The organism is Bellilinea caldifistulae (genome assembly GCF_001306055.1).
GTDB classification, from domain to species: domain Bacteria; phylum Chloroflexota; class Anaerolineae; order Anaerolineales; family Anaerolineaceae; genus Bellilinea; species Bellilinea caldifistulae.
Genome location: NZ_LGHJ01000024.1, coordinates 43100 through 69368, shown reverse-complemented (window position 1 = coordinate 69368; position 26269 = coordinate 43100). Strand labels below are relative to the sequence as shown.

At 56.8% G+C, this 26269-nt stretch carries 24 protein-coding genes; 2 read left to right on the top strand and 22 right to left on the bottom strand.

What is annotated here, in order from left to right:
- Positions 1 to 17: 17 nt before the first annotated feature.
- Positions 18 to 1397 carry an MFS transporter gene (locus AC812_RS16100; RefSeq protein ID WP_061913495.1) on the bottom strand — a complete coding sequence of 460 codons (1380 nt, stop codon included), beginning with the start codon at positions 1395 to 1397 and terminating at the stop codon, positions 18 to 20.
- Positions 1397 to 2026 (bottom strand): winged helix-turn-helix domain-containing protein, encoded by a 630-nt coding sequence (locus tag AC812_RS16095; protein WP_061913493.1) that lies wholly within the window; start codon positions 2024 to 2026, stop codon positions 1397 to 1399. The genes AC812_RS16100 and AC812_RS16095 overlap by 1 nt, the downstream gene beginning before the upstream one ends.
- 186 nt (positions 2027 to 2212) lie before the next feature.
- On the opposite strand from AC812_RS16095, the gene AC812_RS16090 reads away from it, so the two are divergent.
- Complete coding sequence (locus AC812_RS16090; RefSeq protein WP_062158975.1) at positions 2213 to 2806, top strand: M23 family metallopeptidase; 594 nt, start codon at positions 2213 to 2215, stop codon at positions 2804 to 2806.
- A gap of 41 nt (positions 2807 to 2847) precedes the next feature.
- Here the strand turns inward: AC812_RS16090 and AC812_RS16085 are convergent, their stop codons facing one another.
- From AC812_RS16085 to AC812_RS16070, 4 genes are all read right to left on the bottom strand, one after another.
- On the bottom strand, positions 2848 to 3177 hold the full coding sequence (locus tag AC812_RS16085; protein WP_061913487.1) for a hypothetical protein: 330 nt from the start codon (positions 3175 to 3177) through the stop codon (positions 2848 to 2850).
- A 130-nt stretch (positions 3178 to 3307) separates the two neighbouring features.
- A complete protein-coding gene (locus AC812_RS16080; protein ID WP_061913485.1) occupies positions 3308 to 5026 on the bottom strand; it encodes an LIC_10190 family membrane protein in 1719 nt (572 codons plus the stop codon).
- A gap of 11 nt (positions 5027 to 5037) precedes the next feature.
- Positions 5038 to 5925 carry a homocysteine S-methyltransferase family protein gene (locus AC812_RS16075; protein WP_061913483.1) on the bottom strand — a complete coding sequence of 296 codons (888 nt, stop codon included), beginning with the start codon at positions 5923 to 5925 and terminating at the stop codon, positions 5038 to 5040.
- Positions 5922 to 7907, bottom strand: coding sequence for an ASKHA domain-containing protein (locus AC812_RS16070; RefSeq protein WP_061913481.1), 1986 nt, complete (start codon positions 7905 to 7907; stop codon positions 5922 to 5924). Before AC812_RS16070 ends, AC812_RS16075 begins: the two co-directional genes overlap by 4 nt.
- Before the next feature lie 189 nt (positions 7908 to 8096).
- On the opposite strand from AC812_RS16070, the gene AC812_RS16065 reads away from it, so the two are divergent.
- Positions 8097 to 9884, top strand: coding sequence for an SLC13 family permease (locus AC812_RS16065; protein WP_061913480.1), 1788 nt, complete (start codon positions 8097 to 8099; stop codon positions 9882 to 9884).
- Here AC812_RS16065 and AC812_RS16060 read toward each other — a convergent pair.
- The 16 genes from AC812_RS16060 to AC812_RS15985 all read right to left on the bottom strand — a co-directional run bounded on the left by AC812_RS16060 (position 9881) and on the right by AC812_RS15985 (position 26265).
- Entirely contained in the window at positions 9881 to 10798 is a 918-nt protein-coding gene (locus AC812_RS16060; RefSeq protein WP_082148915.1) for a dienelactone hydrolase family protein, read from the bottom strand. The genes AC812_RS16065 and AC812_RS16060 overlap by 4 nt on opposite strands.
- A gap of 93 nt (positions 10799 to 10891) precedes the next feature.
- The gene (locus AC812_RS16055) at positions 10892 to 11632 is read right to left on the bottom strand and encodes a sulfite exporter TauE/SafE family protein (RefSeq protein WP_061913478.1); all 741 of its coding nucleotides are present in this window, start codon (positions 11630 to 11632) and stop codon (positions 10892 to 10894) included.
- A 379-nt stretch (positions 11633 to 12011) separates the two neighbouring features.
- Positions 12012 to 12236 (bottom strand): hypothetical protein, encoded by a 225-nt coding sequence (locus tag AC812_RS16050; RefSeq protein WP_061913476.1) that lies wholly within the window; start codon positions 12234 to 12236, stop codon positions 12012 to 12014.
- A gap of 95 nt (positions 12237 to 12331) precedes the next feature.
- The gene (locus AC812_RS16045; protein ID WP_082148914.1) at positions 12332 to 13654 is read right to left on the bottom strand and encodes a PQQ-dependent sugar dehydrogenase; all 1323 of its coding nucleotides are present in this window, start codon (positions 13652 to 13654) and stop codon (positions 12332 to 12334) included.
- A complete protein-coding gene (locus AC812_RS16040; RefSeq protein WP_061913475.1) occupies positions 13651 to 14061 on the bottom strand; it encodes a YkvA family protein in 411 nt (136 codons plus the stop codon). The genes AC812_RS16045 and AC812_RS16040 overlap by 4 nt, the downstream gene beginning before the upstream one ends.
- A gap of 19 nt (positions 14062 to 14080) precedes the next feature.
- A complete protein-coding gene (locus AC812_RS16035) occupies positions 14081 to 14845 on the bottom strand; it encodes a glycosyltransferase family 2 protein (RefSeq protein ID WP_061913473.1) in 765 nt (254 codons plus the stop codon).
- 9 nt (positions 14846 to 14854) lie between these two features.
- The gene (locus AC812_RS16030; protein WP_061913471.1) at positions 14855 to 16258 is read right to left on the bottom strand and encodes a DUF6056 family protein; all 1404 of its coding nucleotides are present in this window, start codon (positions 16256 to 16258) and stop codon (positions 14855 to 14857) included.
- Complete coding sequence (locus tag AC812_RS16025) at positions 16255 to 17796, bottom strand: ArnT family glycosyltransferase (protein ID WP_061913469.1); 1542 nt, start codon at positions 17794 to 17796, stop codon at positions 16255 to 16257. The genes AC812_RS16030 and AC812_RS16025 overlap by 4 nt, the downstream gene beginning before the upstream one ends.
- A gap of 3 nt (positions 17797 to 17799) precedes the next feature.
- Positions 17800 to 18747, bottom strand: coding sequence for a glycosyltransferase family 2 protein (locus AC812_RS16020; RefSeq protein WP_061913467.1), 948 nt, complete (start codon positions 18745 to 18747; stop codon positions 17800 to 17802).
- The gene (locus tag AC812_RS16015; RefSeq protein ID WP_082148913.1) at positions 18747 to 19559 is read right to left on the bottom strand and encodes a 6-hydroxymethylpterin diphosphokinase MptE-like protein; all 813 of its coding nucleotides are present in this window, start codon (positions 19557 to 19559) and stop codon (positions 18747 to 18749) included. Before AC812_RS16015 ends, AC812_RS16020 begins: the two co-directional genes overlap by 1 nt.
- Entirely contained in the window at positions 19556 to 20326 is a 771-nt protein-coding gene (locus tag AC812_RS16010) for an SDR family NAD(P)-dependent oxidoreductase (RefSeq protein ID WP_061913465.1), read from the bottom strand. The genes AC812_RS16015 and AC812_RS16010 overlap by 4 nt, the downstream gene beginning before the upstream one ends.
- On the bottom strand, positions 20310 to 21959 hold the full coding sequence (locus AC812_RS16005; protein WP_061913463.1) for a hypothetical protein: 1650 nt from the start codon (positions 21957 to 21959) through the stop codon (positions 20310 to 20312). Before AC812_RS16005 ends, AC812_RS16010 begins: the two co-directional genes overlap by 17 nt.
- A gap of 16 nt (positions 21960 to 21975) precedes the next feature.
- Positions 21976 to 22956 (bottom strand): phosphoglycerate dehydrogenase, encoded by a 981-nt coding sequence (locus tag AC812_RS16000; protein WP_061913461.1) that lies wholly within the window; start codon positions 22954 to 22956, stop codon positions 21976 to 21978.
- Entirely contained in the window at positions 22956 to 23654 is a 699-nt protein-coding gene (locus AC812_RS15995) for an acylneuraminate cytidylyltransferase family protein (protein WP_061913459.1), read from the bottom strand. The genes AC812_RS16000 and AC812_RS15995 overlap by 1 nt, the downstream gene beginning before the upstream one ends.
- Before the next feature lie 31 nt (positions 23655 to 23685).
- Positions 23686 to 24642 (bottom strand): glycosyltransferase family 2 protein, encoded by a 957-nt coding sequence (locus AC812_RS15990; protein ID WP_061913457.1) that lies wholly within the window; start codon positions 24640 to 24642, stop codon positions 23686 to 23688.
- 6 nt (positions 24643 to 24648) lie between these two features.
- Positions 24649 to 26265: a capsular polysaccharide export protein, LipB/KpsS family gene (locus AC812_RS15985; RefSeq protein ID WP_061913456.1), complete on the bottom strand. Its 1617-nt coding sequence runs from the start codon at positions 26263 to 26265 to the stop codon at positions 24649 to 24651.
- Positions 26266 to 26269: the final 4 nt, after the last annotated feature.

The window sequence follows — 26269 nt, the reverse complement described above, 5'->3', positions numbered from 1 at the left end:
GGTATGTCTGGTAAATTTCAATCTTCCGCAAGTGCAGTCACCGGCGGGACTTGCTCCGGCATGGGTTTGGTTAAGGTTTCTTCCGGTAAGGCATCCGGTAATTCAATTTCCAGATTACGGATGGAGGGATTCAGAAAAGCAAATCCTGTCGCCACCATTAAAAGAATACCGGAGATCACAAACATCAGGCCGATGCCCCGCCCGGCACCGACCCCAATCAGCGTGCCGGGCAAACTCTCGGCCAGCAATCCGCCCGCTTGCATCAACGGTTCGAATACCTGATCGGCCAGCGGACCCGCCATTAAAAAAGCCAGCGGCATGATCGAGCGGGAGATCAGGCTGCGGATGGCAAATACCCTGCCCTGTACATCGGGAGCCACTTTGGTCTGAAAAATCGCCTGACTTAATCCCGAAGCAATCGGAATCGAGAAAAGGAACACGAAGAAGCCGCCCGCAATCCAGAAGGGGTTGGCCCGCAGGCCAATCACCAAAACAGCCAGACTGCCCAACCCGATAAAACCCATCACCCCGTAAATCCGCCGCTTTGGGCCGCCCCATACCCCCAAAACCAAACTGCCAATCAGCATACCAAAACCAGTGGCCGTCTGAACCGCACCCAACACAGCCGGGGTAGAAAACGAAAGCACCAGCGGCCCGGTCAGGACACTGGCAAGGTTCAACAGAAAATTGACCAGTGCGAAGTACAGCAATAAATTGAACAAACCCCGGCGCTGCCGCAGGTACTGCCAGCCAAACAGGGCATCTCGCCAGATTCTACCCCGCCCATCCTGCTCAGCCTGAGTGGTTAGCGGCGGCTGCGGAATGCGCACAATCAGCAAAGCGCCCACCGCAAAAAAGTAGGTGAGAAAGTCAATCAGAACAATGCCTCTCAACCCAATCACTCCAAAGAGAATCCCCGCCAGCAATGGCGCAACCAGCATCTCCATAGATTGGGCTACCTGCATCAAACCGCTGGCACGCGCCAGATCCTTTTTCGGTACCAGCATGGTGATCGAGGCGGTGTAAGCCGGTTCTTGAAAAGCGGCAAACAATGCACCGGCCAGCGCTACCAGATAAATATTCCAGACTTGTAATGAATCGGTCATCACCAGAAATACCACCACCAGCGTGACCAGCGCATTACCGCTATCCGCCAGAATCATCAACCAGCGTCGATTCCAACGGTCTGCCAGCGAGCCCGCCAGCGGTGTCAGTAAGATACGTGGCAATGTCCCGAACAAAACCGTAATCGCAAACGGAGTGGCCTGGCCGGTTTGTTGAAAGATCCACACACCTAACGCAAAGCTGGTGAGACCCGAACCGATAATCGAGATCACCTGACCTATCCAGATGACCAGAAAAGTACGCATGTTGCGCGGTTGCCAATCGGTGTTCATCATTCCTCCGAGTTGCCCGAATGACTTTCGGCGGGGTAATAAAAACTTGGATAAAAAGCAATCATCAGCGAATAAGGCTGATTGTCCTGGCTTTCTTTTTCATCGGATTGCTCAAATTCCTTGAGTAATTCTTCGATTCTGTTCAGCAGGCGAGCCGCCTGTTCGTCGCTGAGGTTGGAGCGGAGGCGATTGAGAACAACCCGCCGGGGCTTTGGCGGCTGACCTTGTTCCAATGCGTACAGACGGGCTTGCAAACTGCGCAACAAATCCTCACGGGTGGCATCAATCGTATCCCGTATAATGGTGAGAATTTGCTCATTGTGCTCTCCGGATGGGAAGGAAAACAAATCCGGATCCACATCAATGGTCGGCGAAGTTACCGCATAGATCTTCTCAATCAAGTTACCCACCTGACGGGTTTCCTGTACGCGAATAAAGCCGAATTTTTCGAGCAAATTGAAGTGGTAATATAACTTACTGGCGCTCATGCCCAGTTTTTCGGCCACCTGCCGCACGGTTTGGGCTTGATGAAGTAAGGCTTCAAAGATTTGGGCACGAATCGGGTCGGAAATGACCCGCATGGTTTCCATATCTCGAATGACAAATGCCGGGGGAGAAGATTTTTCCATTTGACATCTCTTCATCGCTAAAATTATTTTTTACGATAAACAACAGTATAACGACTTTTTCGATCCTGTCAAGGTAAACCAGATTACTCTTTTCGTAATTCCTCGTGAAATGGATGGAACAACGGATCGAGAACTATGATATAATCAAATATAGAACATTTTTTCTAATTCATAAGGAGAAACCGCATGTCCCGCTCTCCATCCTCCAACAGTTTATCGGTCACAGCCCTGGTCATCATGCTGTTTCTACTGTTTAACCTGTTACATGACCGCCAGACGGCCAGCGCAACCCCGCTGACTCACATCCCAGCCACCCCAGACCAGCCAACCACCTCCCCCCCGCCCGCCCCGCCCGCCAATGCCCCTCCCGATCCACTGACGATCCGCGCCCCGTATGACGAATACATTCTGACTCAGGGTCCACACGGGCAATCCTACGGGCATTTTGCCATTGACCTGACCGCCGGCAAAGGCGCTCCCATATTGGCGCCGATCAACGGTACGGTTACCGCTCTCTACATTGACCAGTACGGCAACACCACCTTAATCCTTGAAAACGAAGTCTGGCAGGTGCTCATGCTGCACGGCGATTATGTTGTAGAGGTTGGTCAAAACCTGCAAATTGGCGAGACGGTTGGATATGAAAGCAACCACGGCTACACGGTGGACTGGCGCGGGCAATCCTGCCGCAACCGCGATTGCGGTTACCATACCCACCTGAACATCTTTGACAAGCGTATCGGGCAGAACATCAATCCGCTGGATGTGTTGTCCCCCTGATCAAACAAGCCCCGCTTGAAGCGGGGCTTGTTTTTGAAGGATTATTTTTCACGCGCCTCTCTCAGGTGAGTAGCAATTTCGCGTGCGCTGATCAGCAACTCATCCAGATTTTCTTTGGCGGAAACGAACAATTTGAGTACATCCGCGATAATCAAATACCCGATACCGCCCACGAATCCCACACTAAACCACAAAACAAAGGGTAAAACAGGATCATCATACGAATTATACGCATTGTGACTCGTCATGCTTGCCATCACAAAACCACCGAGAAACGAAAGATACCCCAGAATACTGCAAATAACGCTTAAGTTCCTGAGACCCTGAAAAGGCTTTCCCGTATCCTCGCTTTGCTGATATGTTTGGTTCATGATCTGAGAGCATCCTTTCCTTTTGAAAATTTGAATACGGCTGTATCAACCGACATGCAAATTTATACCTCCGCAGGCTTATGCTGTCATGCGGGATTTCCCCTATTTTTTGATTCACAATGGGTGCCCTTTATGGCACAGACACTGCGCGAAACCCATCCCCCCAATCCGTTCCGCGCATCTCCACCCCTTCAATCGGCTTGGGGATGCAGGGGAACGGATGGTAATAACATTGCGTATAACTTTCTTCACCGGCGCACAGCACCGTCCCGTTTTCCAACGGGCAGGGAACGGTAGCATGAAGCGGGTAATCCGGCGGCAGCAGCCAGCGTTGAGAAAAAGTCCTGCCCTCAAAAGAAGCCGTCAGGAAATAGAGGTGAACCGCCAGCATCCCAACCCCCAGCAAAATTTTGACCATCAACTCCGGACTGCCCTGCAAGCCGCCCACCAGTCTGCTCATCAAGCCTGCCAGTGGGAGGGCGATCAATAAAATCACCCAACCGTACCCAAAGCGTAAATCCGGCGCATTGAAAAGCCAGTAGAGCGCCCCCGCCATCGAAAACAGATACGCACCTATCCACCCACTTTCCTGACCGGTCCAGTGCCCCTTCTTCAAGCGGGCAAGCAGCCATACTCCACCCATTCCCGCCGGCGAGATGGCCGCCAGGAGCAGGATCAGGCGCTGATTGGTCGTCCGGTCGCTGAACCAGACCGGCAACCACTCGACCAGCGGCATCTCCAATACCCGGCTGGCATCCACATTCGGCAGGCGCGCCCAGGCGCGGATGATTTGCGACTCGCGTAAAGCCGTTTCGTAGGGGATTTTCCAGTCCACATTGAACCAGTCCAGCGCAGGAAAAGGATAGATCAAATACCCCGAGAGGATCACATTCCGCGCCAGCCAGGGCAGCAGTAAAAACAATCCTAAAAATCCCCAGCGTAAAATTCGTCCCGGTTGATGCCGGACATCCACCAGCATCAGCCAGCCCGCCAGCAGCAACAACGGCAAGGCTGAAAGTTTCACCGTCAACAAAAAGACGGCTGCGCTGAAGATCAAAAGCGCGCGGATCGAAGACTGTGGCGGTGAGATCGAACCCTGCTCCAGCCACAATGGAATGATCAGCCATAATATCAGGATGACCGGTAAATCCGTACCGGGCGAGGAAGTCTGTGAACCCAGCAAATAGAACGAAAGCGGCAGGAGCAGCGTCCTTAAACCGTTGGCAATGCTCCGTTCACCCAACAGCCAGCGCCGCAGGCCGTTGCCAAAATCCCACACAGCCAGCCCAAACAGCATTGCCCCCACCAGATGCAGCGATTGTCCGCCCCAAAAAGCCAGACTGAATACCGCATTCAGTACCAGCCAGTGCGAGTTATAGGCAAATCGGCTGTGCAGGTTTCCCAACCCTGCCACCACCGGGAATTCTTCCATCCAGCGAATGGCTTGAGCATGGTAGATACCGGTATCCGGGTTGGCAACCTGGTGAGTGGCGTTTTCCAGCACGGTCAGCAGGGCCAACGCCAGCACCAGCCCGGCAATCCAATTCCAGCCGCTCAGGCGCGGTAAGGTCGGCTGCCGCAGAGTCAGCCAGCCACCGCGCGAGCCGACCAGAAAAATGGCCGCCCCCCCAAGAATCAGCACGCTGAAAGCCCGCCAATCCAGCGGTAACGCCAGAGAAAGACCGCCCGCCAGTGTCGTCAGGGCAATGATCCCCGCCAGCAGGGTTACGGTAGGGTTGTCTTCCCCCGGTTCAAACCTCAGAATGCGCGCCGCCAGCCGTAGATATGCCCTCCCATACAAACCGCACAGGGGGAAGAAAATCAGCGCGAAGGCAAGTACAGCCAGCATGAATAAACCCCTTACGCCCTCAAGCGGTGAACCGCCCCGGAAATTGCCCTCAGATGCGCCGGGCTGGTGCCGCAGCACCCGCCGATGACCTGCGCCCCGCCCTCCAGCCACGCCGGAAGCGCCTCGGCCATGTCCTGCGGCTGAATCGTATAGGAAAGCCGGCCCTGTTCATCGCTGACCGGCAAGCCAGCGTTGGGTTTGAACCAGATTGGTAGTGAAGTTACAGCCCGCAGCTCCCTCAAATTGGCCAGATTATCCTCCAAACTGCGCCCGCAGTTGATCCCCAACACATCCACCGCCCAGTCTGTCACAGCCTCGGCCATGCGGCTTGGGCTGACCCCCATCATCGTCTTACGCCCGCGGTCATAACTGAACGACAGCACCAGCGGTAAATCGCTCACCGAGCGGACGCCCTCCACCGCGGCACGGGCTTCGGTCAGATCATAAAAGGTTTCCAGAACCAGCAAATCCGCTCCGCTCTCACTGAGGATGCGGGCTTGTTCCGCAAAACTCTGACGTACCTCTTCTTCCCCAAGCGTGCCGTACGGCTGCATCATCTCACCACTCGGCCCCATCGAACCTCCAATCAAGACCGGGCTTCCCCGGGCGGCCCGGCGTGCCAGTTCAACCGCTCGGCGGTTGATGGTAAGCAGTTCACCTTCCAGTCCTGCGCGCCGCAGCCTCAGCCGGTTGCCGCCAAAGGTACAGGTCAGCAGAATTTGCGCTCCGGCGGCGATGAATTCCTGCGCCAGTTCCTCAATCGCTGCCGGATTTTGCAGCACAAATACTTCGCCGGGTTGGCCGGGAGGCAGACCACGCCGCTGTAAATTGGTGCCGGTGGCTCCGTCGGCAATCCAAACCTTTCCTGCACGGATTTCTTCGAGAAACGGGGAAGTCATGGCAGATCCTCCTGGAAAAATGAAATCGGGTAAGTTGACGTTTCAATCTGCGGCGGGAAGGCCAGTGCAGCCACAAAACGCTCCTGAAAGGACGGGTCGGCCGGCATGACCAGATGCTCCGCCTTCCTCGCAATCTGACGGGCTTCCCCGCGCTTGCGGCGGCTGAGCAGGGCCAGGCAGGCCCCTTCGCCGGCAACGTTGCCGAGAGATTCCACCCGGCTGAGAGGTAACTTCGGGATCATGCCGATTTGCATGGCGTGCAGCGGATCCAGTAAGCTGCCAAAGGCTCCCGCCAATAACAGGCGGCGCGGCTCCCCGATTTTCAATGCGCTCAGTAAAAAATCGCACCCGCTACGCAGGGCGGCTTTAGCCAGTTGCACCGCTCGCACATCTTTTTGGGTCAGATAAATCGGTGTCCCGCTGGCAGACTGAGTCCCTTCCACCAGCACAAAGACCAGTTCGCCGTCTTCTTTTCGTTGCCACGCCGGAGAAGGAACCTGAGCAGCAAAACGGCCGCTCGGCAGCAACAAACCGGCGGTGTACATCTCGGCGATTGCCTCCAGCACACCCGACCCACAGATCCCGGCTGCCCGAACGCCCTCTGCCCCGGCTTGATCACTCCAAAGCGGGCTGCCTATCACCTTATAGCGCACCTGAAGCGTATCCGGATCAATCCGCACCCGTTCAATTGCCCCCGGCAGGGCACGCATCCCGCAGGTGATGTTCGCCCCTTCAAAAGCCGGCCCGGTTGGGCTGGAGGTACACACCAGCCTCTGCCGGTTGCCCAGGATAATTTCTCCGTTTGTTCCCGCATCCACCAGCAAAGTCATCTCCTCGCCTCGATGCAGATCAGCGGCGAGAATGGCGGCTACCGCATCAGCACCCACATAACCGGCAATCAGTGGCAGAATGTGCAGGCGCGCTCCGGCATTGAGTCTTAACCCCGCCCTTCCGGCCGGCATATCCAGCGCATTGGAAAACTGGGGAATGAAGGGTGACTCGCCCAAGGAGGCCGGGTTTAAACCCAGCGCCAGATGGAGCATGACACTGTTGCCCACCCAGACACAATCCACCACGTCCTCCAGGCGAACCCCGGCGGTGCGTGCAGCCTCTCCGGCCAGATCGTTGATAGCGGTGACGACAGCCTTCTGCAATAGTGTCAGCCCATCCGCAGTTTGGGCGCAGAAGGCAATTCGTGAGATGACATCTGCCCCCCAGGCAGTTTGTGGATTCAAACCCACGGCCGTCGCCAGCAGCATACCCCTGCGCAAATCGCACAGATAAACCCCCAGCGTAGTCGTGCCAATATCCACCGCCAGCCCCAGCGCCTGTTCCCGAAAACCGCCCTGGCAGCGCAGGACACGCTGCTCTTTCCAGACGGTGAGGGTTACCTCGCCGCCACTCTCCACCGCCGCTACCGGCAAAGCATCCAGCGCCGACTTTTCCCACTCCACCGCGGACATGCCAAACCGTTCCGCCAACACTTGCTGCGCCTGTTCAAGTAGAGAAGATAAACCGGAAGGGAATGGATCAAGCCGCAACCAGCACAGTCGAATCAGCGGGTCAACCTCAAAGGCACCCTCCCGAAGCGTTTTGCCCAAAAAACCAGCCGATGGACGCTCCCCACCTCCGGTCACGACACACACATCCCCCAACAGGCGAGCAAGACACGCCAGGCGGCTGCCGGAAGGCATACCACGGACGGTAAGCTCGTCCAATTCGGCCTGGTCGGCCGGCGAAAGGTGACTCAGCGCCGAAACTCCCCCGGCCGAACCGAAGCGGCCTTCCTGAATATATACTGCGCACTGCCCGCACCAGCCTTCACCGCCGCACGCCGACTCAATCATCACACCCAACTGGCGGGCGGCTTCTAACAAGGTCAACCCACGTTTGAACCTGCCGGTCCGGCCGGCGGGCAAAAACAACACCTCACAGGTTTCCTCAGTGTGTTCCGGTAAGTCAGCAGAAGGAAGGGTATCCATGGTGTGCCGAAATCGCTCTCTCGTTCCCCTAATTATAGCCGCGTAACAGTCAATCCAACCTCCCGAATCGGGTTTTCATGGGTTGATGCAACGCGCAGTTCTCCGAATTTACAAATGCACTATAATAGAACCACTTTAATAGGCCCATTGATTTACATCCTTCCCGTGTTCTTTGTTCCGGCGTGAAGCATGACCGAATTTACACCCCAAATTGGACTGACTCTCCTGATCATTGCCGCCGCCGTTGGGCTGTTTGCCAGCGAAAAACTACGCGTGGACGTGATTGCCATGCTGGTGCTGATCACCGTAACCCTGACCGGCCTGATTGACCCGGCTCAGGCCTTTGCAGGTTTCGCAAGTCCGGCCGTCATCACCGTTTGGGCGGTGTACATTGTATCAGGCGGTTTATTTGCCACCGGCGTTGCAAACCTGCTCGGCGAACGAATTTTACGCATTGCCGGAAATGGAGAGGCGCGACTGATTGCCGCGCTGATGCTCGGCTGCGGTCTGCTTTCGGCTTTCATGAACAATATCGGCGCAACTGCTGTGATGTTACCGGCAGCCGTTGGAATTTCCCGCCGCAGCGGAGTTCCGCTTTCCAAATTGTTGATTCCGATCTCCTTTGCCTCGCTGATGGGTGGCAACATGACCCTTATTGGTACGCCGCCGAACGTGCTGGCTGCCAGCATTCTCAGCGAACGCGGGCTGCCCGGTTTTGCCTTTTTCGATTTCACCCCAACCGGCATCCTTGTATTTACCGCCGGCATCGTGTACATGGTTTTGATTGGCAGACACTTCCTGCCTGCCCGTCAACCGCAAGATATTCAGGAAACCTACAACCTGCGCGAGTACCTGAGCGAGGTACGCCTGCTGCCGGATAGTAAACTGGCCGGAAAAACACTTGCCGAGTCGCGTCTCGGTTCAGATTACGACCTGAGCGTCATCGCCATCATAGACCCGAATCAGAAACGCCTGATTCCTCATCGCGATTACTGCTTACAACCCAATGAAATACTGGTCGTAGAAGGCAGGATAGACAACCTGATTCGAGCTAAAGAGTCGCTTGGTTTAGCCATTGAAGCCGAGCATAAACTTCAATTAGCCGAACTGACCGGAAACGATGAAGTCACCGTGGAAGCAGTCCTCTCCCCTCGTTCGCGTATCGCCGGAAAAACATTGCGCGAAATGCATTTTCGCGACCGCTATGGTTTCACCGCTTTGGCAATCCACCGCCAGGGGAGAGTGATTTTCGAGCGGCTTCGGGATGTCCGCTTGCAGTTTGGCGATACGCTCCTGCTGCGCGGACGAAAAAGTCAACTACCTGCTCTGCAAACCAGTGAAGATTTTTTGCTGCTTGAACCGGTAAATTACACCACCCGCCAGACCCAAAAAGCCCCCCTGGCTGGTGGAATTTTAGCGCTGGTACTGCTGTTGACCATTGTGGGAGGTTTGCATATCTCTCTGGCGATGGTCATCGGCGCAGTGCTGATGGTCTTGAGCGGCTGCCTGACAATGGACGAGGCTTACCAGAGCATTGAATGGCGCAGTATTTTCCTGATCGCCGGCATGCTGCCGCTGGGTTTGGCGATGGAAAACACCGGCACGGCGCGCTTCCTTGCCGAACAGATTGTCAGTCTGGTCGGCAGCCTCGGCCCGCTGGCTGTCGTGGCCGGCATTTATATCCTCGCATCCCTGATCACCGAGCCAATGTCCAACGCCGCCGCTACCGTGTTGATGGTGCCGATTGCCATTGATGTAGCCCTGGGGCTGGGTGCAGATCCACGTCCGTTTGTGCTGGCAACTGTCATCGGCGCTTCGACCAGTTTCCTCACCCCGGTTGGACATCAAGCCAATGTGCTGGTCATGGAACCGGGTGGTTATCGGTTCACCGACTACACCCGCGTTGGCGCTTTGCTCAATGTATTGCTGTTTATTGTGGTGATGATTTTCCTGCCTTTGATCTGGCCGCTCTTCTAATGGGCGTGGCTGGCGCTGCCAAAGGCGTGTTCGTAAACCAGCATCCAGTAGTAATGCCAGTCGAACCCGGCTTTGACCGGTAAATCGGCAGCCGAGGGCTGATAATAGGGGCTATCGCCCCGCAGGCTGCGTTCCAGAAAGCTCAGCAGCTGCGCCCACGCCTGACCCTGCACCCCACCGGCGCGGATGGACTCCATGTCGGTGACAAACGCATGCGGTTGCCCGTCATAGATGGTAATTTCATGGGGTACTCCGGCCTGCTGCAAGGCCGTTTCAAAAGCCCGCACCTGTTCCAGAGGGATGGATTGATCCGCCCCGCCGAATATACCCAGCAACGGGCCGGGCAATTGTCGCAGCGCCTCTGCATCAGTGACCGGCAAGCCATAAAAGACAACCGTAGCCGCGAGATTGGGATTGTGTAAACTGTATAACAGTGAGGTGCGTCCACCGTAACAAAATCCCATGATGGCGATCCGCTTCGGATTGACATTGGGCTGCGACGCCAGCCACGTAAATACACTATCCAGGTCCTGATTGACCCGCTCAACAGGGGTGGTAATCACCTGAAAAATTGCCCGCGGTATCCAGCTGGTGGTTGAACCGCGAAAGGTATCCGGTGCGACAACCACATAACCCTCCTCGGCCAATCCCTGCGCTTTGCCAACGATGCTCTGGTTCAACCCGTAGAACTCGTGAATCATGATCACCGCCGGGAACGGTCCCTCCCCCGGCGGGACGGCAACATAAGCGCGCACATCCGGCCCGCCGCCGGAAGCGGGAATGGTGGTATTGGTAACCGCCGCCAGGCGATTGGCGCCGAGCACCATATCCACCAAAACTGAACCGACTAAAAACACAGCAAATCCGCCAATCAGCAGCAAAATCCCTATCAGAATCCGCCGCACCGTTTTCATTTAGTCCACTCCTCGAATTTCAATGACCTGCTTCCATTCTATCGGAAAGCAGGGCAGGGCAATACCCCTCGTATAGGGTTCGGTGATTTTTACTCAAACCAAAATCATTTTCAAGCCGGCAATCACCAACACCGCAGCCAGCAACTGGCGCAAAGCCGGGTTACCCAGCCGACGACTGCCAAACTCGGCTCCAAGCCAACCGCCCGCCACAGCCGCTACCGCCCACACAGGGATGAACGAAGGAAGTTCCGCGACGACGGAAAAGTGACCGAGCAACCCGGAAATTGAGTTGACCAGAATAAACGCTGCCGCTACCCCTCCAGTCTGGCGCACATCCCCCCAGCGCAGAAACACCAGCAATGGACTGAGAAAAATTCCCCCGCCAACCCCCGTCAGCCCAGAAAGCAAACCAATAACAGCACCCAACAAGACAGCCACAGGGATAATGACCGGTCGCAATTCAGTGGCTTGGGCAGATTTTGCGCTGAAAAACAAGCGAATTGCCGCATAAATCAACACTGCGCCGACAATCGGTTTATAGAGAGTGGTTGGCAAGACAAAACTGCCCCCCACAAAAGCCAACGGCACCGAGGTCAGCGCAAACGGCAGGAACAATCGCCATGAAAAGCAACCCGCCCGATAAAACTTAAAAAAGGCAATTGCCGAAACAAGGATATTCAAGGTCAAAGCGGTGGGTTTCATCACGGCTGGCGCAACCCCAAACAACGCCATCACCGCCAGATAACCCGAGGCTCCCCCGTGCCCCACCGAGGCATATAAAATAGCCGCCAGAAAGATCAGAATCGGTAATGTAAGCGATATAGATAGTTCCATGTTTTATTCGGTTGTTTCCTCAGACCTTTCAAAAATCCAATAAACTTCAGAAGTAATTTTCTGAACCAAAGCCGAGTTTTTTTGCAAATTTTTCCACTCGTCAACCGTGTAAACCATCACATCCGCCGGCAGCGGCAAACCGCGGCAAAACAAGCCCACTCATGGTAAAGGTTTCGCTGAGAGTCAACCACCTGTGGCAAGTCCCGCTCTGCCTGTTTGAACCAATCCATTGAGCGATTTTTCATAACCACCAAATTATAACGGATTAAGATTTTCCTGAGCCTTCTACAGACAAGCAAAAACAGCGGGGATTTACCCCGCTGTTTGATACCGGTTTCGATGATTCAAATTACCAGGCTGGCTTGCTTTTACCGGATGTTTACTTCTCAAACGGATCATACATCGGATTGGTGCCGGCCCAGATGCAGGTCATGTTGTTCCACATGTTGCATTCCAAACCGCGCGAACAGCGTTTGGAAACCAGGCGCGGCGGTTGATCGGGTAAAAATTCAGCCGGATAGACCAGTTCAGCCTCCAGCCGCACTTCACAGCCGGCATGGTCACAAAACTGCACACGGATCGTTTCCCAGCGTTTGTCAGCCATCACACACCTCCAGTAATCCTTTACCATAGCATAGCGTAAAACCGGGCAATTGAACAGGATGATTTTTACCCATTCGGTTGGATTTTCATCCTCTCTTACCGGCGTATCAGCTTGTAGATGCTGCCCGAACGATGATCCAGCAGGTACAACTCCCCCTGCGCATCCTCGCTAAATGAGCTGATGTTGGCACCCAACTGGAAGAGACGCTCGACCACCCAGTTACCGTTTGAGTCCCGCAGCATCCCCCACACAAAGCCGTTGCAGTAATCGCCAAACAGGTAAACCCCGTAAAACTCCGGTAATTGACTGCCACGATAGACATAACCACCGGTAACCGAGCAACCATCGTTGCGCCCGTATTCATGCACCGGATCGTACAACGACAAGCCGGCCGGGGGTGTATCCGCAAACGGATGGGTTGCTTCACGGTAATGCCATCCAAAATTGAGGCCGGGTGGGCTGCCCGCCGGTACAAAATTGATTTCTTCGTACTTATTCTGTCCCACGTCTGCAATATACAGGTCACCGGTCAGTCGGTCGAAGGTGTAGCGCCACGGGTTGCGCAACCCGTTTGCCCAGATTTCCTGACGTCCACCGTTACCGTCCGCAAACGGATTGTCCGGCGGGATGGCATACAGGGTTTGACCGCGTACATCCAAACGCAGCATCTTGCCCAGCAAGGTTTGATTGTTTTGGGCACGCCGCTGCGGGTCACCGGCAGAACCACCATCTCCCAAACCGATGTATAAATAGCCATCCGGGCCGAACTCCAAATCACCGCCGTTGTGATTGGCGTAGGGCTGCTCCACGTACAACAACACCTGCTCGGATTGAGGATCACCGCTTGTCCCATCAGCAGAACGCCGGAAGCGGGAAACCACGGTATTGCCGTTCTTGTCGGTGTAATTCAGGTAAAAAATGCCGTTCTCCGCATAATCCGGATCGAGCGCAATTCCCAGCAATCCCTGTTCAGACGAATTGGCGCCCACCCGGTCGGTCAGATCCAGAAACGGACGCTCCTGGAGCTGCCCATCCGCAATCACCCGAATCAAGCCCGGCTGTTCCAGCACCAGCAATCGTCCGCTGCCATCATTCGGATCGGCAAAATCGGTCGGGCGGCGCAAACCGCCGGCGATGGTAACCCAATCAAAAGCCGCAACGGCCGGAAAGGCCGTCACGTTGCCCGGCCCAGCGGTTTCGGTGGGAGAAGACACTGCCGTATCCTCGGTTAGTGGAGTTGCTTCGGCTACAGGTGAGGAAACCGGTTCTGGCTGAGTGGTCGGCTGCGACGGCGGAGAAGTGGGCATTAATGTCGCCGGCGGGGTAATCTGCGGGGTTGGGCTGCAAGCCGCAGCTATCAAACCAAACAGCAGCATGGCCAGACTCAGCCGCAACACAATGGGGGAACGAACTTTCATCGCTTCTCTTTCTCCTCTTTGTGGCCATTTTCGTGAATGGTCACGTCCTTAATCTCGTAATACTCGCCCTCGATGATGTCTTCCTCAATGGCCTTGCGCTCCGACGGAGAGGCCGATCGTCTCTGGGCTTCTGCCCGCAGTTGCTGCAGATGTTCTTCCACCACCTCCGGCGGACACAGCTCAACAAACAGGCTGAAAGCAATCCCCAGCACCGCCGCATCATCCAGCGGCCCGATCACCAGATCCGGCAGGAAAAAATAGATGAAGGAAGCAAAGGGAATCAGTTTGATAAAAATGTTGACGCGCGGATCAGCCAGCAAACGCAGCACCAGTTTGATGCGCAGCGCAATTTCGCCAAAAAAGCCGGGCGAATAACGGCCTGAGGGAGACGAGGTTTTTCGAGCCATGAGCCACCTCCAACTACCATTATAGCCGGAACATGCGCCGTCTTCGCCAGTTGATATAAGGTGCAGCCAGTTTTCTAATCCAGTACTTAAGCACAATCATCGAAAATGGCGAACCCCCATCGCGATAATGCACCCGCAACATCTCCGGCCAGCAGCGGTCATCGGCAGCGATGGTTTTGGCATCCGAATGCAGGCGAAAATTCGCCCACAGGCGCGGATGATAGACAATCGGCGCTTCGCGCGCCAACCGTACCCATAAATCATAATCCATTGCAAAGTAAAAACGCTCATCCAGCGGACCCACCTTGCGCCACAAGTCCGCCCGAAAGAAAGCTGCTTGCTGGGGGATGTGAACATAGCCCTGCCGCAGACGGCGGTAATCGGTCTGCGCCGCCGGAAAACGGCCGATCACGCGCCCATACTCGTCAATGTAATTAGCGTCCCCATACACCAATCCTACCTGCGGGTTTTGCTGCAAAAATTCAACCGCCTCGCGGACCGCGCCGGGCTGGTAAGTATCATCCGAATTGAGCCATGCCAGCACTTCCCCACGCGCCCGCGCAAAACCCTTGTTGATCGCCTCCGTCTGGCCGCGATCTTTCTCCGAAACCCACCACGCCAGCCGGTCGGCGTACTTTTCGATGATCTCACGGCTGCCATCCGTCGAGCCGCCGTCCACCACCATGTACTCAATGTGGGGGTAATCCTGCTCAAGTACCGAGCGGATGGTTTCTTCCAGATAACGCGCCTGATTGTAAGAGGGAGTAACAATCGAAACTAACATCTTGCCTCTCTATCGCTCTGCAATAATTTGCTCGACCTGATAGTAATCCGCGGCACAGCCGTTGACCCAATGCTCAGGCTGGGGAGTCAGGTCTTCCAGCGTGCTGACGACATCCACCTCGCGAACGCGAATGGTCTGTAAACCCGCGGCGCGCTGAGATAAAATCTCAGCCTGACGTGCATCCCAGCGGGCGGCTTTGACCGCCAGCATCTGTGCCTCTTTGAGCGGCAGCTGGGTGGCCCGCAGCACATAAGCCCCAACCAGCAGCAGCCCAACCAGCCCGGCGGCGCTCACCCACTGGTGGGAAGCAGAGGGCAAGCGGCCTTTCAGCCAGTTGCCCCACGCGGCGGCCGCCAGACCCAACCCGCTCATCAGCGGGAAACGGGCGGTCATCAACGCCCGGCCAGCGGGGTATTGCAGCCCGGCATAAACACTCGGCGCCATCGCCGCCGCCGTGCCAATGATCCCGGCAGCCAGCAGCGCCCATCCCGCCAGCCCTGAATTTCTCGGCTTATTTCCATTCAGGAGATAACCCAGCACGCCACAAAACGCCAGCCACATCCCCAACGGCAGCGGTAGAGTACGTAAAGTATCCCGCACAAAATCAATGGTGTAACGCAGGAGCGCACCGCCCCACGCGCCAGCCGAAGGCGGAGGGGGTAATAAGGCCTGCCGCCACTCGTTGGCCGGAGAAAGCGCCATGATCAACAGGGCAAGCAGCGAAGCCATCAGCCCGCCACTCAACAACACCAGCCCGTTGCGCTTTCCGCCGCCGCCCCATATCACCAGCCCGGCTGCCAAAAGCAAATACAGGGTCGTTTGCAGCGCTGCCGCCGTTTCCGAAAGGCCGGCGCAAAACAGAGCCAAAAGGCCGTTGGCAGCGCTGATCCACACCAGCCGGGCGGGCTTGCCGGTAGTCAGACCGCCAAGCACCACCCCAGCCTGAATCAGGATCAGCACCAGCGGCAGGGAGTAGTGCAGCAGTCCCATGCGCCAGTAGAGGGTTTGCAAACGGTCAGGCGAAGTATAGGTCAGGAAAAATACCCAGCCCAGCGAGGCAGTTGCCAGCCACAGACGGTGTACCTTCCAGCCCGCCAGTTTCACCAGTGCGTTCAAGGCAAAGCTGGCCGCCGCTGCCCAGGCGATCAGCAGCCCCGACGGTAAAAACACAACCGACGCCTGACCTAGCCGCTCAATCAGCCCAACGGCAAGGAAGGCCGCAAAGCGGTTACCGCCGTTCTGATACCAGTACAGCGTGCCGCGGATCAGACCATCCCGCTGTACCACCGCCGCGTAACAGTAGTCATCCGCCCAGTAACGGCTGAAAGTGCCGGCGTATGCCGTCGCTCCCAGACCGCAAAGCAGCACCAGGCAAACTACAATCAAAACCACCCGCTCGAAGACCGATTTCATGGCGATTCTTTCCGCTGCCGTAAATCATACACCCGAAAATCCGGCCCTTCCAGCACCAGCGGATAGTGATTTTTCAATTCCATTTCCAGCTGCGGCTGGCGCGCCAGTTCCTCAAAATCGGTCACCAGAAAGTAATCCCGCCCACGGGTCTGATTTTGAAAATACTCTTCAAAATCCATCTTTTGCCCGGCTGCCTCTCGCAGGGCAAAATCACCCACCCCAAACCAGTGAGTCGTGTTCAGCCAACCCCAATAGACCAGCGGTAAACTGTAATCGGGCGCAAGACTGACCAGACTGTCCTCCGGCGAAAAGTGCGCCGCAATGGATTGAATCTGCTCCACAACCGGACGAAAGTCCTGCCGTTTGAGCAGGGTGCGTGCCGACCAGCCCTCGGCCAGAAAAATGAAAGCAAGCCCAAGCACCGCCATGCCTCGCCGCCAGCCGGCGTGAACCTGCAAAATGGACAACAGCCCGGCCAGTGCGCTGCCTGCACCCAGCGCCGCCAGCGGGATAAGCGGCAGGTGATAATAGTCGTGTGTGCTGACGTAGTACGAAAAAATGAACGCATAGACCCCATAACCGACCGCCCAGCCGAGTAACAGCGAGCGGGCACGCCCGGCTGACAGCGAGAAAATTCCAGCAATCATTAACACCAGCCACGGCAGGTTCAACACGGCGTTTAAGCGTGTCCACCAGCGCAGGTAAAAAGCCGCATCCAGCCACATTTGCGGAAAAAAACGCAGGCTCAACTGCCCTTGCAGGCTGTTCAACACCATCGCTGAATAGAGCGCGTATATCAGCCCCGGCAAAACCGCCAGCCCGCCGATGACCCACAACTGACGATCCCGCCACAAGCGGCGCAACCCGCCATCGGCCAGCAGTAGCCCCAGCCAGCCGCCGGCGATAAAAAAGACGGCCGTCCACTTGATCAACAGGGCGAGACCGGCCAGTAAACCCGCCAGAACTGCCCTGCCCCAGGCGGGTCTAGTTTGCCACTCAGCGGCACCCCACAAAGCCCAGATAATGGCGGCGGTCATCAACGGGTCTGGCTGAAAGGAACGCGAAGCCAGAATGGCGTACGGCCAGCCCAAATACAGCATCAGAGCCAACAGACCGACATCCACATGGATCAAACGGCGACCAAGCAGCCACAAACCCAGCCCGCCCAGCATCCAGAAGAAGATTGAAAAAGCCCTTCCCGCCCAGACGATTTCAGCGCCGGATAAGCGGTAGGTAAAGGCAACCAGCGACTCCATGATCGGCGGTTCGATCACATCCTGCGCCCGCCATTGACGTACAGCATACTCGCGCTGTTGTTCCGGCACATCGGGCAATTGTTGCAAGTACATACCGCGCGCAATGATCAAAGAACGCACCTGCCGGGTGGGGTGAAAATCCAGCGGCGGGTCGGTCAGGTCATACAGGCGAAAAGCCGCCCCGCCCACCAGCAGCAACACCAGCAGCACACCGCTCAGCCAGCGCGGCTGAACAAACAGGCCTGGTCTGCCGGCGGTGTGGGGTAATCCATTTTCGTCCATGGTTCAATGCCCCCGCTGCTGAAAACGCCGGCTGCGACGCCGCAGGTAAGCCTGCCGCAGGCCTTCCAGCCCCAACGGGCTGAGCAGGGCATACAGCAGCCTGCGCCAATCGCGCAGTACCGTGGGTGGATGATAGCGAAAGGCTTGAGCGTATGCCGCCAGTGCAGCGCGCCGGTCGCCGGCATCCAACCGGTAGAAGGCGTCTAAGCGGTAGGCGCCGGCCCACATGCGCCTTTGGACGGACGGCAGATGCTCCTTGAAGCGCGGATCGCTCTCCATCCACGCCGCCAGCCGTAAGGCTTCGTTGCCAAAACCAGCCGCCTGGGCCACATTTTTGGCGGCCGGGTGAAAGCGCGCTGCCGCCCAACGCGCCCCCCGGGCATAATGCAGCGGAGCGATGACCGCCATCCGCAACCAGAGGTGATGATCGAGCAAGTAGTGGTAATTCGGATCGAGGTAACCGGCTTGTTCCAGCACACTGCGGCGCATGAACACGCCCGGTTGGCTGATGATCCGAAACGCCATTAAATCGGTCAACCCCCACTCACCAAAGCGCATGATGTTGAACCGGTTACCCTCCCCATCTACCGACTCAACATCACTGAACACCAGCCCGGCCTGCGGGTGATGACGAAACACCTCCACCGCCTGCCCCACCGCAGCCGGCAGGTAATAATCATCCGAATTGAGCCACGCCACAATCTCCCCTTGGGCGCGGCGCAGGCCCTTGTTGATTCCATCTGCCTGCCCGGCGTCCTTCTCCGAAACCCACCACGCCAGCCGGTCGGCGTACTTTTCGATGATTTCACGGCTGCCATCCGTCGAACCGCCATCCACCACCATGTACTCGATCTGCGGGTAGGTTTGTTCCAGCACCGAACGGATCGTCTGTTCCAGAAAAGCCGCCTGATTGAAGGATGGGGTAATAATCGAAACCAGCGGTGCGCTCATCAGAATAGCGAGTCGTAATCCACTTTGGGAAAAACGGTTAATTTTCCGCCGATGGTTGCATCCAGCACACGTCGGCCCTCGGCTTCGTAAGCGGCACGCGCCATGCGATAAGCCCGTTCGGATGTTTCCAGATCCGGCAGCTGCCAGCGGAATCCCTTACCAAAGTAGCCGGGGTGAAAGTGATTGGGGTCATCTCCCTGCGAAACCACGGTCGTGTTGGGTTTGCCCTGGGTGGTGAAGTTGTGATCCACCCCAATCAAAATCACCGTCTCAAAGCCGAGGTAAAACGCCACCTGCAAAGCGACGTAGGTCACGGTTGCCCCTTCCCAGACCCGGCCGGTCAGATCACGGGCGAACCTTGGTCCGGTGTAGGTGGTGTAGAGAAAGTAAAGATTATCGTCCGGTTGCAGCCAGCGGTGCGCCCGCCACGAAACGAAGCGCGGCATTTTGAGCGTTTTGATCTCCTCGGCGCATTGCTCGATGACCAGATCGTTGATCGAGAGGTAGTAACTGGTCTCAAAGCCCATCTGCGGAAAAGCCAGATAAATGCGGTTGAGGCCGATGGTGTATTCATCCCGCAGGCGGGTCAGATCGGTTCTGGCCAGACTCGGGCCGTTACCAAGGATGAAACAGCGTTTGCCGCGCTGACTGTTCCTCAGGGCCGGCAGCCGGCGAATCGTGTCTCGCCGCCAAGGATGGCCGTAAGCATCCGGCAAGTCGCCCAGCCGCACCAGGCCGTCGCGCGCCTCACGCAGCAGGTCAACCGCGCTCGGCGGCAAGATTTTCTTAAGCGTCTCACGCCATCCGCTCATTCGGTGCTGAGCCTCGCTGTCGCCCCGCCATCCACAATCAACGCCTGACCGGTCATAAACGAAGACTGGGTGTCATCAGCCAGGAAATAAATGGCGTGGGCAATTTCTTCGGGCTTGCCGATCCGTCCGTTGACCGTCTTGCGTGCCAGATTTTCAAGGCGGTCGTAAATCGTTTCCCCGCCGACATGTCCGCGGTTCAAACCGGCGCGCAGCATGGGGGTATCCACCGCACCCGGCAAAATGGCATTGACTCGGATGTTGTCGGGAGCAAATTCAATCGCCATGGCACGGGTCAGGGCCAGCAGACCGCCCTTGCTGGCTGCATATGCAGCAATGTTGGCGGAAGTGGCAACCGCATGAACCGAGGAAACATTGACAATTGCCCCGCCGCCGGCTGCTTTGAGCAGCGGATAGGCCAGTTTTGCCCCCAGAAACACCGAACGCAGGTTCGATGCCATCACCGCATCCCATTCCTCGGCGGTAGTTTCGATTAGCGGTTTGGCAATTTGCAGGGCAGCGTTGTGAATGACGGCATTCAACTGGCCGGTGTAGGCGCGCGTTTTTTCGTAGATACCCTCCAGCTGGGCTGGTTCGGAAATATCCGCCTGGATGAACAATCCCTCAACCGGAAAATCCTCACCAAAGGATTGCCGGTCAACCCCAATCACCCGCCAGCCGCGCTCGACGAACAAACTGACCGTTGCCCTTCCAATCCCACCGGCAGCGCCGGTAATCAACACAATTCGGTTTTCAATCTTCTCGGACATATTCTAATTGTACCCAATCTATTTTGTTGGAGTCTTTGCGGAAGTACATCGGATGGGTGTTCACTTTTGCCATGAGGTATTCATCATCCAGATACTTTTCGGCAATATCCCCCGTACTGCGGCGGATTTCAACCACCACATCGGGTTTGAGTGTTCCAATGGAATACTGATAGTTGAACTTGATATGCCCCGGCTGCAATTCGCGCCAGTCCGCATCTGGCGGCACCTGAATGCCACCACGGGCAATCACCGGGTCACTCTTGCCCAGTAAATCAATGCAGTAGCGATGGGAGAAGTAGCAGATATTGCCGGCAGCTACCATCGCCACACTGGCATCCGGCTGAGTCAGCCGGCGGATGATGATCGCATCACGGGTGTATCGCTCATTACCCGGCACGTAAATGGAGCGATCCAGCAGCAGGAAAAAACGCAACTCACCTTCATCAATCCGCCTCAGGCTGGTAATAATCCCATAATTCCCCGGCATTCGGTTCCAAAGAAGCATGCTCAGCAGGATGAAAGCGGCCAGCCCGACCGGCATCAGCCGGATCAGACCGCGCGCCAAAGCCCCACCGCGTTGGTGCAACCAGTCGCCAAGCCGGTCATACCACTCCCACGCCGCCAGCGAGAAGAGGACAAACACGGCCGGCATTCCCAACGCCACAAAGCGGTTCGCCCCGCCACGGTGCTCCCAGGCATCCCCGCCGACGTAGATGCTGTACGCTACCTGCGCCATAAAGACCAGTGCCACCAGCAACACTTTCCGGTCACGGCGGAAAAGAAAGACCGTGAAGGGAAAGATCATCAGTAATGGAGAAAAGCCGCGCACGAAGTTCCAGGTCACCTGCAATCCGCGACGCAAGCGCGCCCAAAGCGGCAGCCCTTCCACCTTGAGAATGTAGGTGTTCGGCACCCATTCGCCGTAGTACAGTTTGCGCGCCAGCGTCTGACCACCCACAAATAGCAGCAAGAAGAGACTGCCTTCAATTAAGTGACGGCGGCGGTTGGCACGGTCAAACCACACCAGCAATCCCCACACGGTCAGGTAAGTGACGGCTGCATCCACCCGCACCAGCGTAGCCAGCCCCATCAGCAGGTACAGCCGGCGCGAAAATTGCCCGCTCTCCAGTGTGCGCAAGGCGAGAAACATGGAGAGGTTGACCATCAGCAGCAACACACTGACCTCCAACCCCAACAGCGACCAGTTGCTGAGTGGGTAGTAAAAAGCGGTCAACAGCACCGCCAGCAAAACAACCCGTGCCTGCCGGGCGGAAACCTGTTCAGCCACCCGCCGCAGCACCAGCAAACTGGCGAGGAAAAAGACCCCGCCGCTGATTTGCACCGCCAGACTGATCCAGTTTTCCGGGATGGGCAGCAAATGAAACAACGCCATAAACGCCACCCACAACGGATTGCTGAAGCCTTCTACCCGTTCACCGCCGGGATTCCACACCAGTCCATACCCCTGTGCCAGATTGCGGGCATAGGTCATTGAAATCATCATATCGTCGAAAAGCGCTGAATAGGGGATTCCATCCACCCAAAAGATGGTCTTTGCGATAAAGACAACCGCATACACCCCATACGCCGTCAAAATCAAGATCAATAATCTTCGTTCCAATTTTTGGCTCATACTAAAGGACTCATCCTCAATCTCTGCCCAAACGTTTTCTCCACTCTTCCAAACCGCTCACATCCAGGCCCAAACCATCCAGCAGATTGCGGATGGTGTTCCAGTGAACGCGCTCCCATGCTGCCGGGCTGGAATTGGAATTATGCGCTGCCAGCAGAACATTGTCCATCTTCAACAGAGGCGAATCAAGCGGCAGCGGTTCCACCTCAAAAACATCCAGCGCCGCGCCGGCCAACCGTCCTTCTTGAAGGGCGGCAATCAGCGCGGGCTCGTCCACCACCGGCCCGCGCGCTGTGTTGATTAATACCGCTCCGGGTTTGACCCATCCCAGCGTCTCAGCGTTGATCAGATGATAGCTGGTCGGGTTCAAATCGCAGTTCAGGCTGATAAAGTCGGAGCGTTCCAGCAAATCACGCAGACCGGTCATCTCCACTCCGTTTTCGAGGACGAAATCCGGCGCAATCGGCACAATATCGTTACCCAGCAGGCGCATCCCAAACGCCCGCGCCCGCCGCAGCACCGCCTTGCCGACATTTCCGACCCCCACCACTCCCAGCGTACATTCACTCAACGAACGGCCTGGCAGTTTTTCCCACCGGCCATCCTTCATGGCGCGATCCATCCACGGCAGCTGACGGGCAAAGGCGAGAATGTAGCCCAGCACGCTGTCTGAAACCGGCAGCGTAAAGGCATTCGGCGTATTGCGCACCTGAATGCCCAGCCGGGCTGCTGCAGCCCGGTCAATCGAGTCAATCCCCGTCCCCCATTTGGAAATCACCTTCAATCGCGGGGCGCAGGCTTGCAGCACCCGCTCGGTATAGCGGTCATCGCCGCAAATCGTGGCATCGAACCGGCCGGCATACGCCAGAATTTCCTGCTCGGAAAGCCGTTCATGAACTGGCGGAACGATAACCGTCAACCCGTAGTGATCGAACAAGGGGCGGAAGCGCTCCACCACCGGCAGCATGTACGGTGCAGAAAGCAATACCGTGTACATCAGTCCTCCCTGCCGCTTTCGGCCTGCAGCCGCTGGCGCATCAGCAAATCCGCCAGAAGGAAATCGAACTCTTCATCAATGTCGCGGGCTTCAAGCGGATCCATTTCAAATAGATAGGGACGTTCGCCAATCCGGTTACGCCGCTGTGCCAGGGTTTGGCGTGTAAAAATATACATGCAGGAATTTTCCTCGTAAACCGGCGGTAAATCCTGGGTGCGCAGCAGGATCGCCGGGTTGTGATTGATCGGTCGAGCCAGCCCGTCCCACAAGCGGGTTTGCAGACGGGTCACCGAAAAGAGTGAATCATAAGCCGGGTAATGGCTGAGAAAAGTCTGGATGGCTTTGGAGATGGTTTGCGGGCGCAGCAGCGGATTGGTGGAATGGGTTTGCAGGTAAAAATCGGCTGCCACCTGTTCGGTATCGTACATCAAAATTTCATTCATCGGCACCGTGTCCGCCGTCAGGTGAGCCGGGCGTTCCAGCAGGGTCACCTGCGGAAAATCACGGGAAATTCCCTCCATCAATACCGGCGAGTCGGTGTCCACCACCACCCGGCCGATTTCCGGAGTTTGCAGCAAAGCGCTCAAAATATGGTGAAAGAGCGGTTTTCCCGCCAGCGGACGGTAGTTCTTGCCGGGTACACGCACCGAGTGATGGCGCATGGGCACCAGTGCCACAATCATGGGGTCTGTCTTCATTCACTCACCTCGCCTGGTAAGAATCCTTCTCTCATTCATTGCCCTCTTTGTATTGAATCGGCTGGACATCCCGCCGGACGGTTTGTCCGTTGGGAGGTTCATTCAGGTTGGGGTAGTAGAACGTCTGTTTGAGCTGCCAGGTCAGCGGCCCGGACTGGCGATAGCCCTGATAGGTTCCCCAGAACTGCATCAGTCGAAACCGGACGATATTCGCCCATTCTTTAGCCAGTAAGCCATCGCTGGCTGCCGCCCGCCAATCGCTCCACACATTACTCACCCACAGGCGCACAAAATCGGTGAATCGAAAATGCTCCTGCGGATAAATCTGCTTGAAGGCCATCCCCTCACGCCGGTAACGGTTGTAAATTCCGCGCCAGGTTTCCTGATGAACATGAATGACCTCCGCCTCGGCCACATAGGCAACTCCATAGCCCTGACTCTGCGCCCAGCGCGCCCAGGCCAGATCTTCCAAACCGGTGAGAAGTTCATCATAAGCGTGCTGCTCCCACAAGGCGCGGCGGATGGCCGCGTTGGCATTGTTGCAAAACGGATGCGGCTGGCGCAGGGTGGATTGGTCGGGGAACCAGCGCCGAAAAACCTGATGCTCGGAGTAGTGGGTGGTGGCTGCGCCGCGCTGTTTACCGTAAGCCACCGCCACCTGCCCATCCTCGAACGGTTCGAGCAATCGTTCCAGCCAGTCCGGATAAACCGGATAGACATGCGCCGAGGCCATGACCACCACATCAGCACGTGCCCGGGCAATCCCCATATTAAGCGAGCGCCCAAAGGTGAATTCCTGCGGACGGATATGCACCACCTCAACCGGGAAGCGGCTGGCAATCGCAACGGTCGCATCGGTTGAACCCGAATCCACCAGCACAATCTGCACATCCTGCACGGTCTGCTGCAGGATGCCGCTCAACAGCCGGCCGATGTGCTTTTCCTCGTTATATGCGCGGATGACAATCGAGCAGCGTGGTTTCGACATGCCGGCTTAATCCTCCTCCGGTAGCAAAAACGGCTCACCCTGAAGCACCCCGCGGTTGATCACCGCCAGCGTGGGGGAAGATTCGGGCAAAAAGTCCTGCCAGCCCAGGTTCTTTTTCAGGCGCACAAAACCGGGAGTCAGGTCCTCTTCCAAAAAGGCATCAAACGGCAGTGAAGCCCGAAATAGTTGATAGTACAAAAATCGGCGGGCGTTTCGTTGAAACTCAGGCGGTGGACTAACTCGCTCGGCGCGTAAAAAGGCTTCCGCCATCCGGCGAAAATCCTCGGCCGATTGGGGCAAAAACACGGTTGGCAGACGGGTGTAGCGTGCCTGCCCGCCGCACAACACCGCACTCCCCAGGATAGAGGCTTCCAGACCGATGGTCGAATTATAAACCATCACAAATTTGGAGCGTTGGATCAACTCATAAGAACTCAGATATTCCGCCGGCGGAATGAACACCACGTTCGGCAAATCAGTCAGCCGTTTTTGGGCAGCCCAGCCGGTAACACTCTGGCGAGCTTGTTTGCCGGGACGGTCTTCATCGGGATGAGCCCGCACCACAAACAGGGTTTCGGGGTGAGCGCGGATGATCTCCAACACCTCATCCAGCCAGGCGAACATATCCCGGAAGAGGATGTTGGCGTGGATTTGGCTGGTATCAAATATCACATTGGTAAAAACCGGCACAATTTGACGGAAGGCAGCTGCCTTTTGCAGTAAACCCTCATCCAGATGACGCATGTCCTGCCAAAAGCGGATGCCCGCCATGCTGAACTGCCCCTGAAAGCGTTTTTCAAGGTAAGCGTTCAGGCGCGCTTCCCGGTCCGGGTTGAGTTCAAAATTGGACGGCACATCAATCGGGTAGGCAGTTGCATGCCCGTGCGAGAAGAAAGCACTGAACGGCTGTAAGCCCACCTCGTGCGTAATCACCGGCAGGCCGTGCTTCTGTCCAATCTGCCTTGCCACCGCCTCCGGGTAGGAAACGCCGTTGAATACCACCACCGCCCGGGGCTGCACTTCCTCAACAAAGCGGGAAAACTCCACCGCCACCCGCGCCGCCGAAAGAAGGAACTGCCTGAGCAGAAAGCGGGTCGGCTCGTCATCTTCCAGATCATGGCGGCGCAGCGCCCAGCGCAGCGATGGCAGCACCAGTTCACCCAGCGGTAAACCCTGCCACCCAAAACCCATCAAATCGGTCAGCGGCAGACCGGCTGTGGCGCGTTCGACTTCTTCCACCGGCTGGTACTCAAACCAGCGCACCTTTCCGTTGCGGTAAAGATGCCCCGACTGGCGGACGCAAGCCGCACACGGCGGCGGTTGGTCAAACGGGGTCAGCGCACTGCCGAGTTGACAACGCGTCATCCCCGCCCGGCAGACGAAATGCACCACCGGCACCCCCGCCAGACGCAAACCCCAACCGCTCAGCAGGGTAAACGCCGCATTCAGGCTCATCCACGCCAGCCGGCTGGACGCATTGAACATCACCACCGGGCGCGAATCGACCACCGGCGGCGCATTTCGTTCAATTTGCGCTGCCAGATCAGCCAGGCGCCGGTTATTCTGCGCTTGCAGCCAGCGCCGCTGCACGCCCTTGCGGATGCGCTCCACCGTCCAGTTCATGCTG

Bases quoted from the DNA above. Each gene is read 5' to 3' on its own strand.
- AC812_RS16100 (WP_061913495.1), bottom strand. From the start codon at position 1,397: ATGAACACCGATTGGCAACCGCGCAACATGCGTACTTTTCTGGTCATC.
- AC812_RS16095 (WP_061913493.1), bottom strand. From the start codon at position 2,026: ATGGAAAAATCTTCTCCCCCGGCATTTGTCATTCGAGATATGGAAACC.
- AC812_RS16090 (WP_062158975.1), top strand. From the start codon at position 2,213: ATGTCCCGCTCTCCATCCTCCAACAGTTTATCGGTCACAGCCCTGGTC.
- AC812_RS16085 (WP_061913487.1), bottom strand. From the start codon at position 3,177: ATGAACCAAACATATCAGCAAAGCGAGGATACGGGAAAGCCTTTTCAG.
- AC812_RS16080 (WP_061913485.1), bottom strand. From the start codon at position 5,026: ATGCTGGCTGTACTTGCCTTCGCGCTGATTTTCTTCCCCCTGTGCGGT.
- AC812_RS16075 (WP_061913483.1), bottom strand. From the start codon at position 5,925: ATGACTTCCCCGTTTCTCGAAGAAATCCGTGCAGGAAAGGTTTGGATT.
- AC812_RS16070 (WP_061913481.1), bottom strand. From the start codon at position 7,907: ATGGATACCCTTCCTTCTGCTGACTTACCGGAACACACTGAGGAAACC.
- AC812_RS16065 (WP_061913480.1), top strand. From the start codon at position 8,097: ATGACCGAATTTACACCCCAAATTGGACTGACTCTCCTGATCATTGCC.
- AC812_RS16060 (WP_082148915.1), bottom strand. From the start codon at position 10,798: ATGAAAACGGTGCGGCGGATTCTGATAGGGATTTTGCTGCTGATTGGC.
- AC812_RS16055 (WP_061913478.1), bottom strand. From the start codon at position 11,632: ATGGAACTATCTATATCGCTTACATTACCGATTCTGATCTTTCTGGCG.
- AC812_RS16050 (WP_061913476.1), bottom strand. From the start codon at position 12,236: ATGGCTGACAAACGCTGGGAAACGATCCGTGTGCAGTTTTGTGACCAT.
- AC812_RS16045 (WP_082148914.1), bottom strand. From the start codon at position 13,654: ATGAAAGTTCGTTCCCCCATTGTGTTGCGGCTGAGTCTGGCCATGCTG.
- AC812_RS16040 (WP_061913475.1), bottom strand. From the start codon at position 14,061: ATGGCTCGAAAAACCTCGTCTCCCTCAGGCCGTTATTCGCCCGGCTTT.
- AC812_RS16035 (WP_061913473.1), bottom strand. From the start codon at position 14,845: ATGTTAGTTTCGATTGTTACTCCCTCTTACAATCAGGCGCGTTATCTG.
- AC812_RS16030 (WP_061913471.1), bottom strand. From the start codon at position 16,258: ATGAAATCGGTCTTCGAGCGGGTGGTTTTGATTGTAGTTTGCCTGGTG.
- AC812_RS16025 (WP_061913469.1), bottom strand. From the start codon at position 17,796: ATGGACGAAAATGGATTACCCCACACCGCCGGCAGACCAGGCCTGTTT.
- AC812_RS16020 (WP_061913467.1), bottom strand. From the start codon at position 18,747: ATGAGCGCACCGCTGGTTTCGATTATTACCCCATCCTTCAATCAGGCG.
- AC812_RS16015 (WP_082148913.1), bottom strand. From the start codon at position 19,559: ATGAGCGGATGGCGTGAGACGCTTAAGAAAATCTTGCCGCCGAGCGCG.
- AC812_RS16010 (WP_061913465.1), bottom strand. From the start codon at position 20,326: ATGTCCGAGAAGATTGAAAACCGAATTGTGTTGATTACCGGCGCTGCC.
- AC812_RS16005 (WP_061913463.1), bottom strand. From the start codon at position 21,959: ATGAGCCAAAAATTGGAACGAAGATTATTGATCTTGATTTTGACGGCG.
- AC812_RS16000 (WP_061913461.1), bottom strand. From the start codon at position 22,956: ATGTACACGGTATTGCTTTCTGCACCGTACATGCTGCCGGTGGTGGAG.
- AC812_RS15995 (WP_061913459.1), bottom strand. From the start codon at position 23,654: ATGAAGACAGACCCCATGATTGTGGCACTGGTGCCCATGCGCCATCAC.
- AC812_RS15990 (WP_061913457.1), bottom strand. From the start codon at position 24,642: ATGTCGAAACCACGCTGCTCGATTGTCATCCGCGCATATAACGAGGAA.
- AC812_RS15985 (WP_061913456.1), bottom strand. From the start codon at position 26,265: ATGAACTGGACGGTGGAGCGCATCCGCAAGGGCGTGCAGCGGCGCTGG.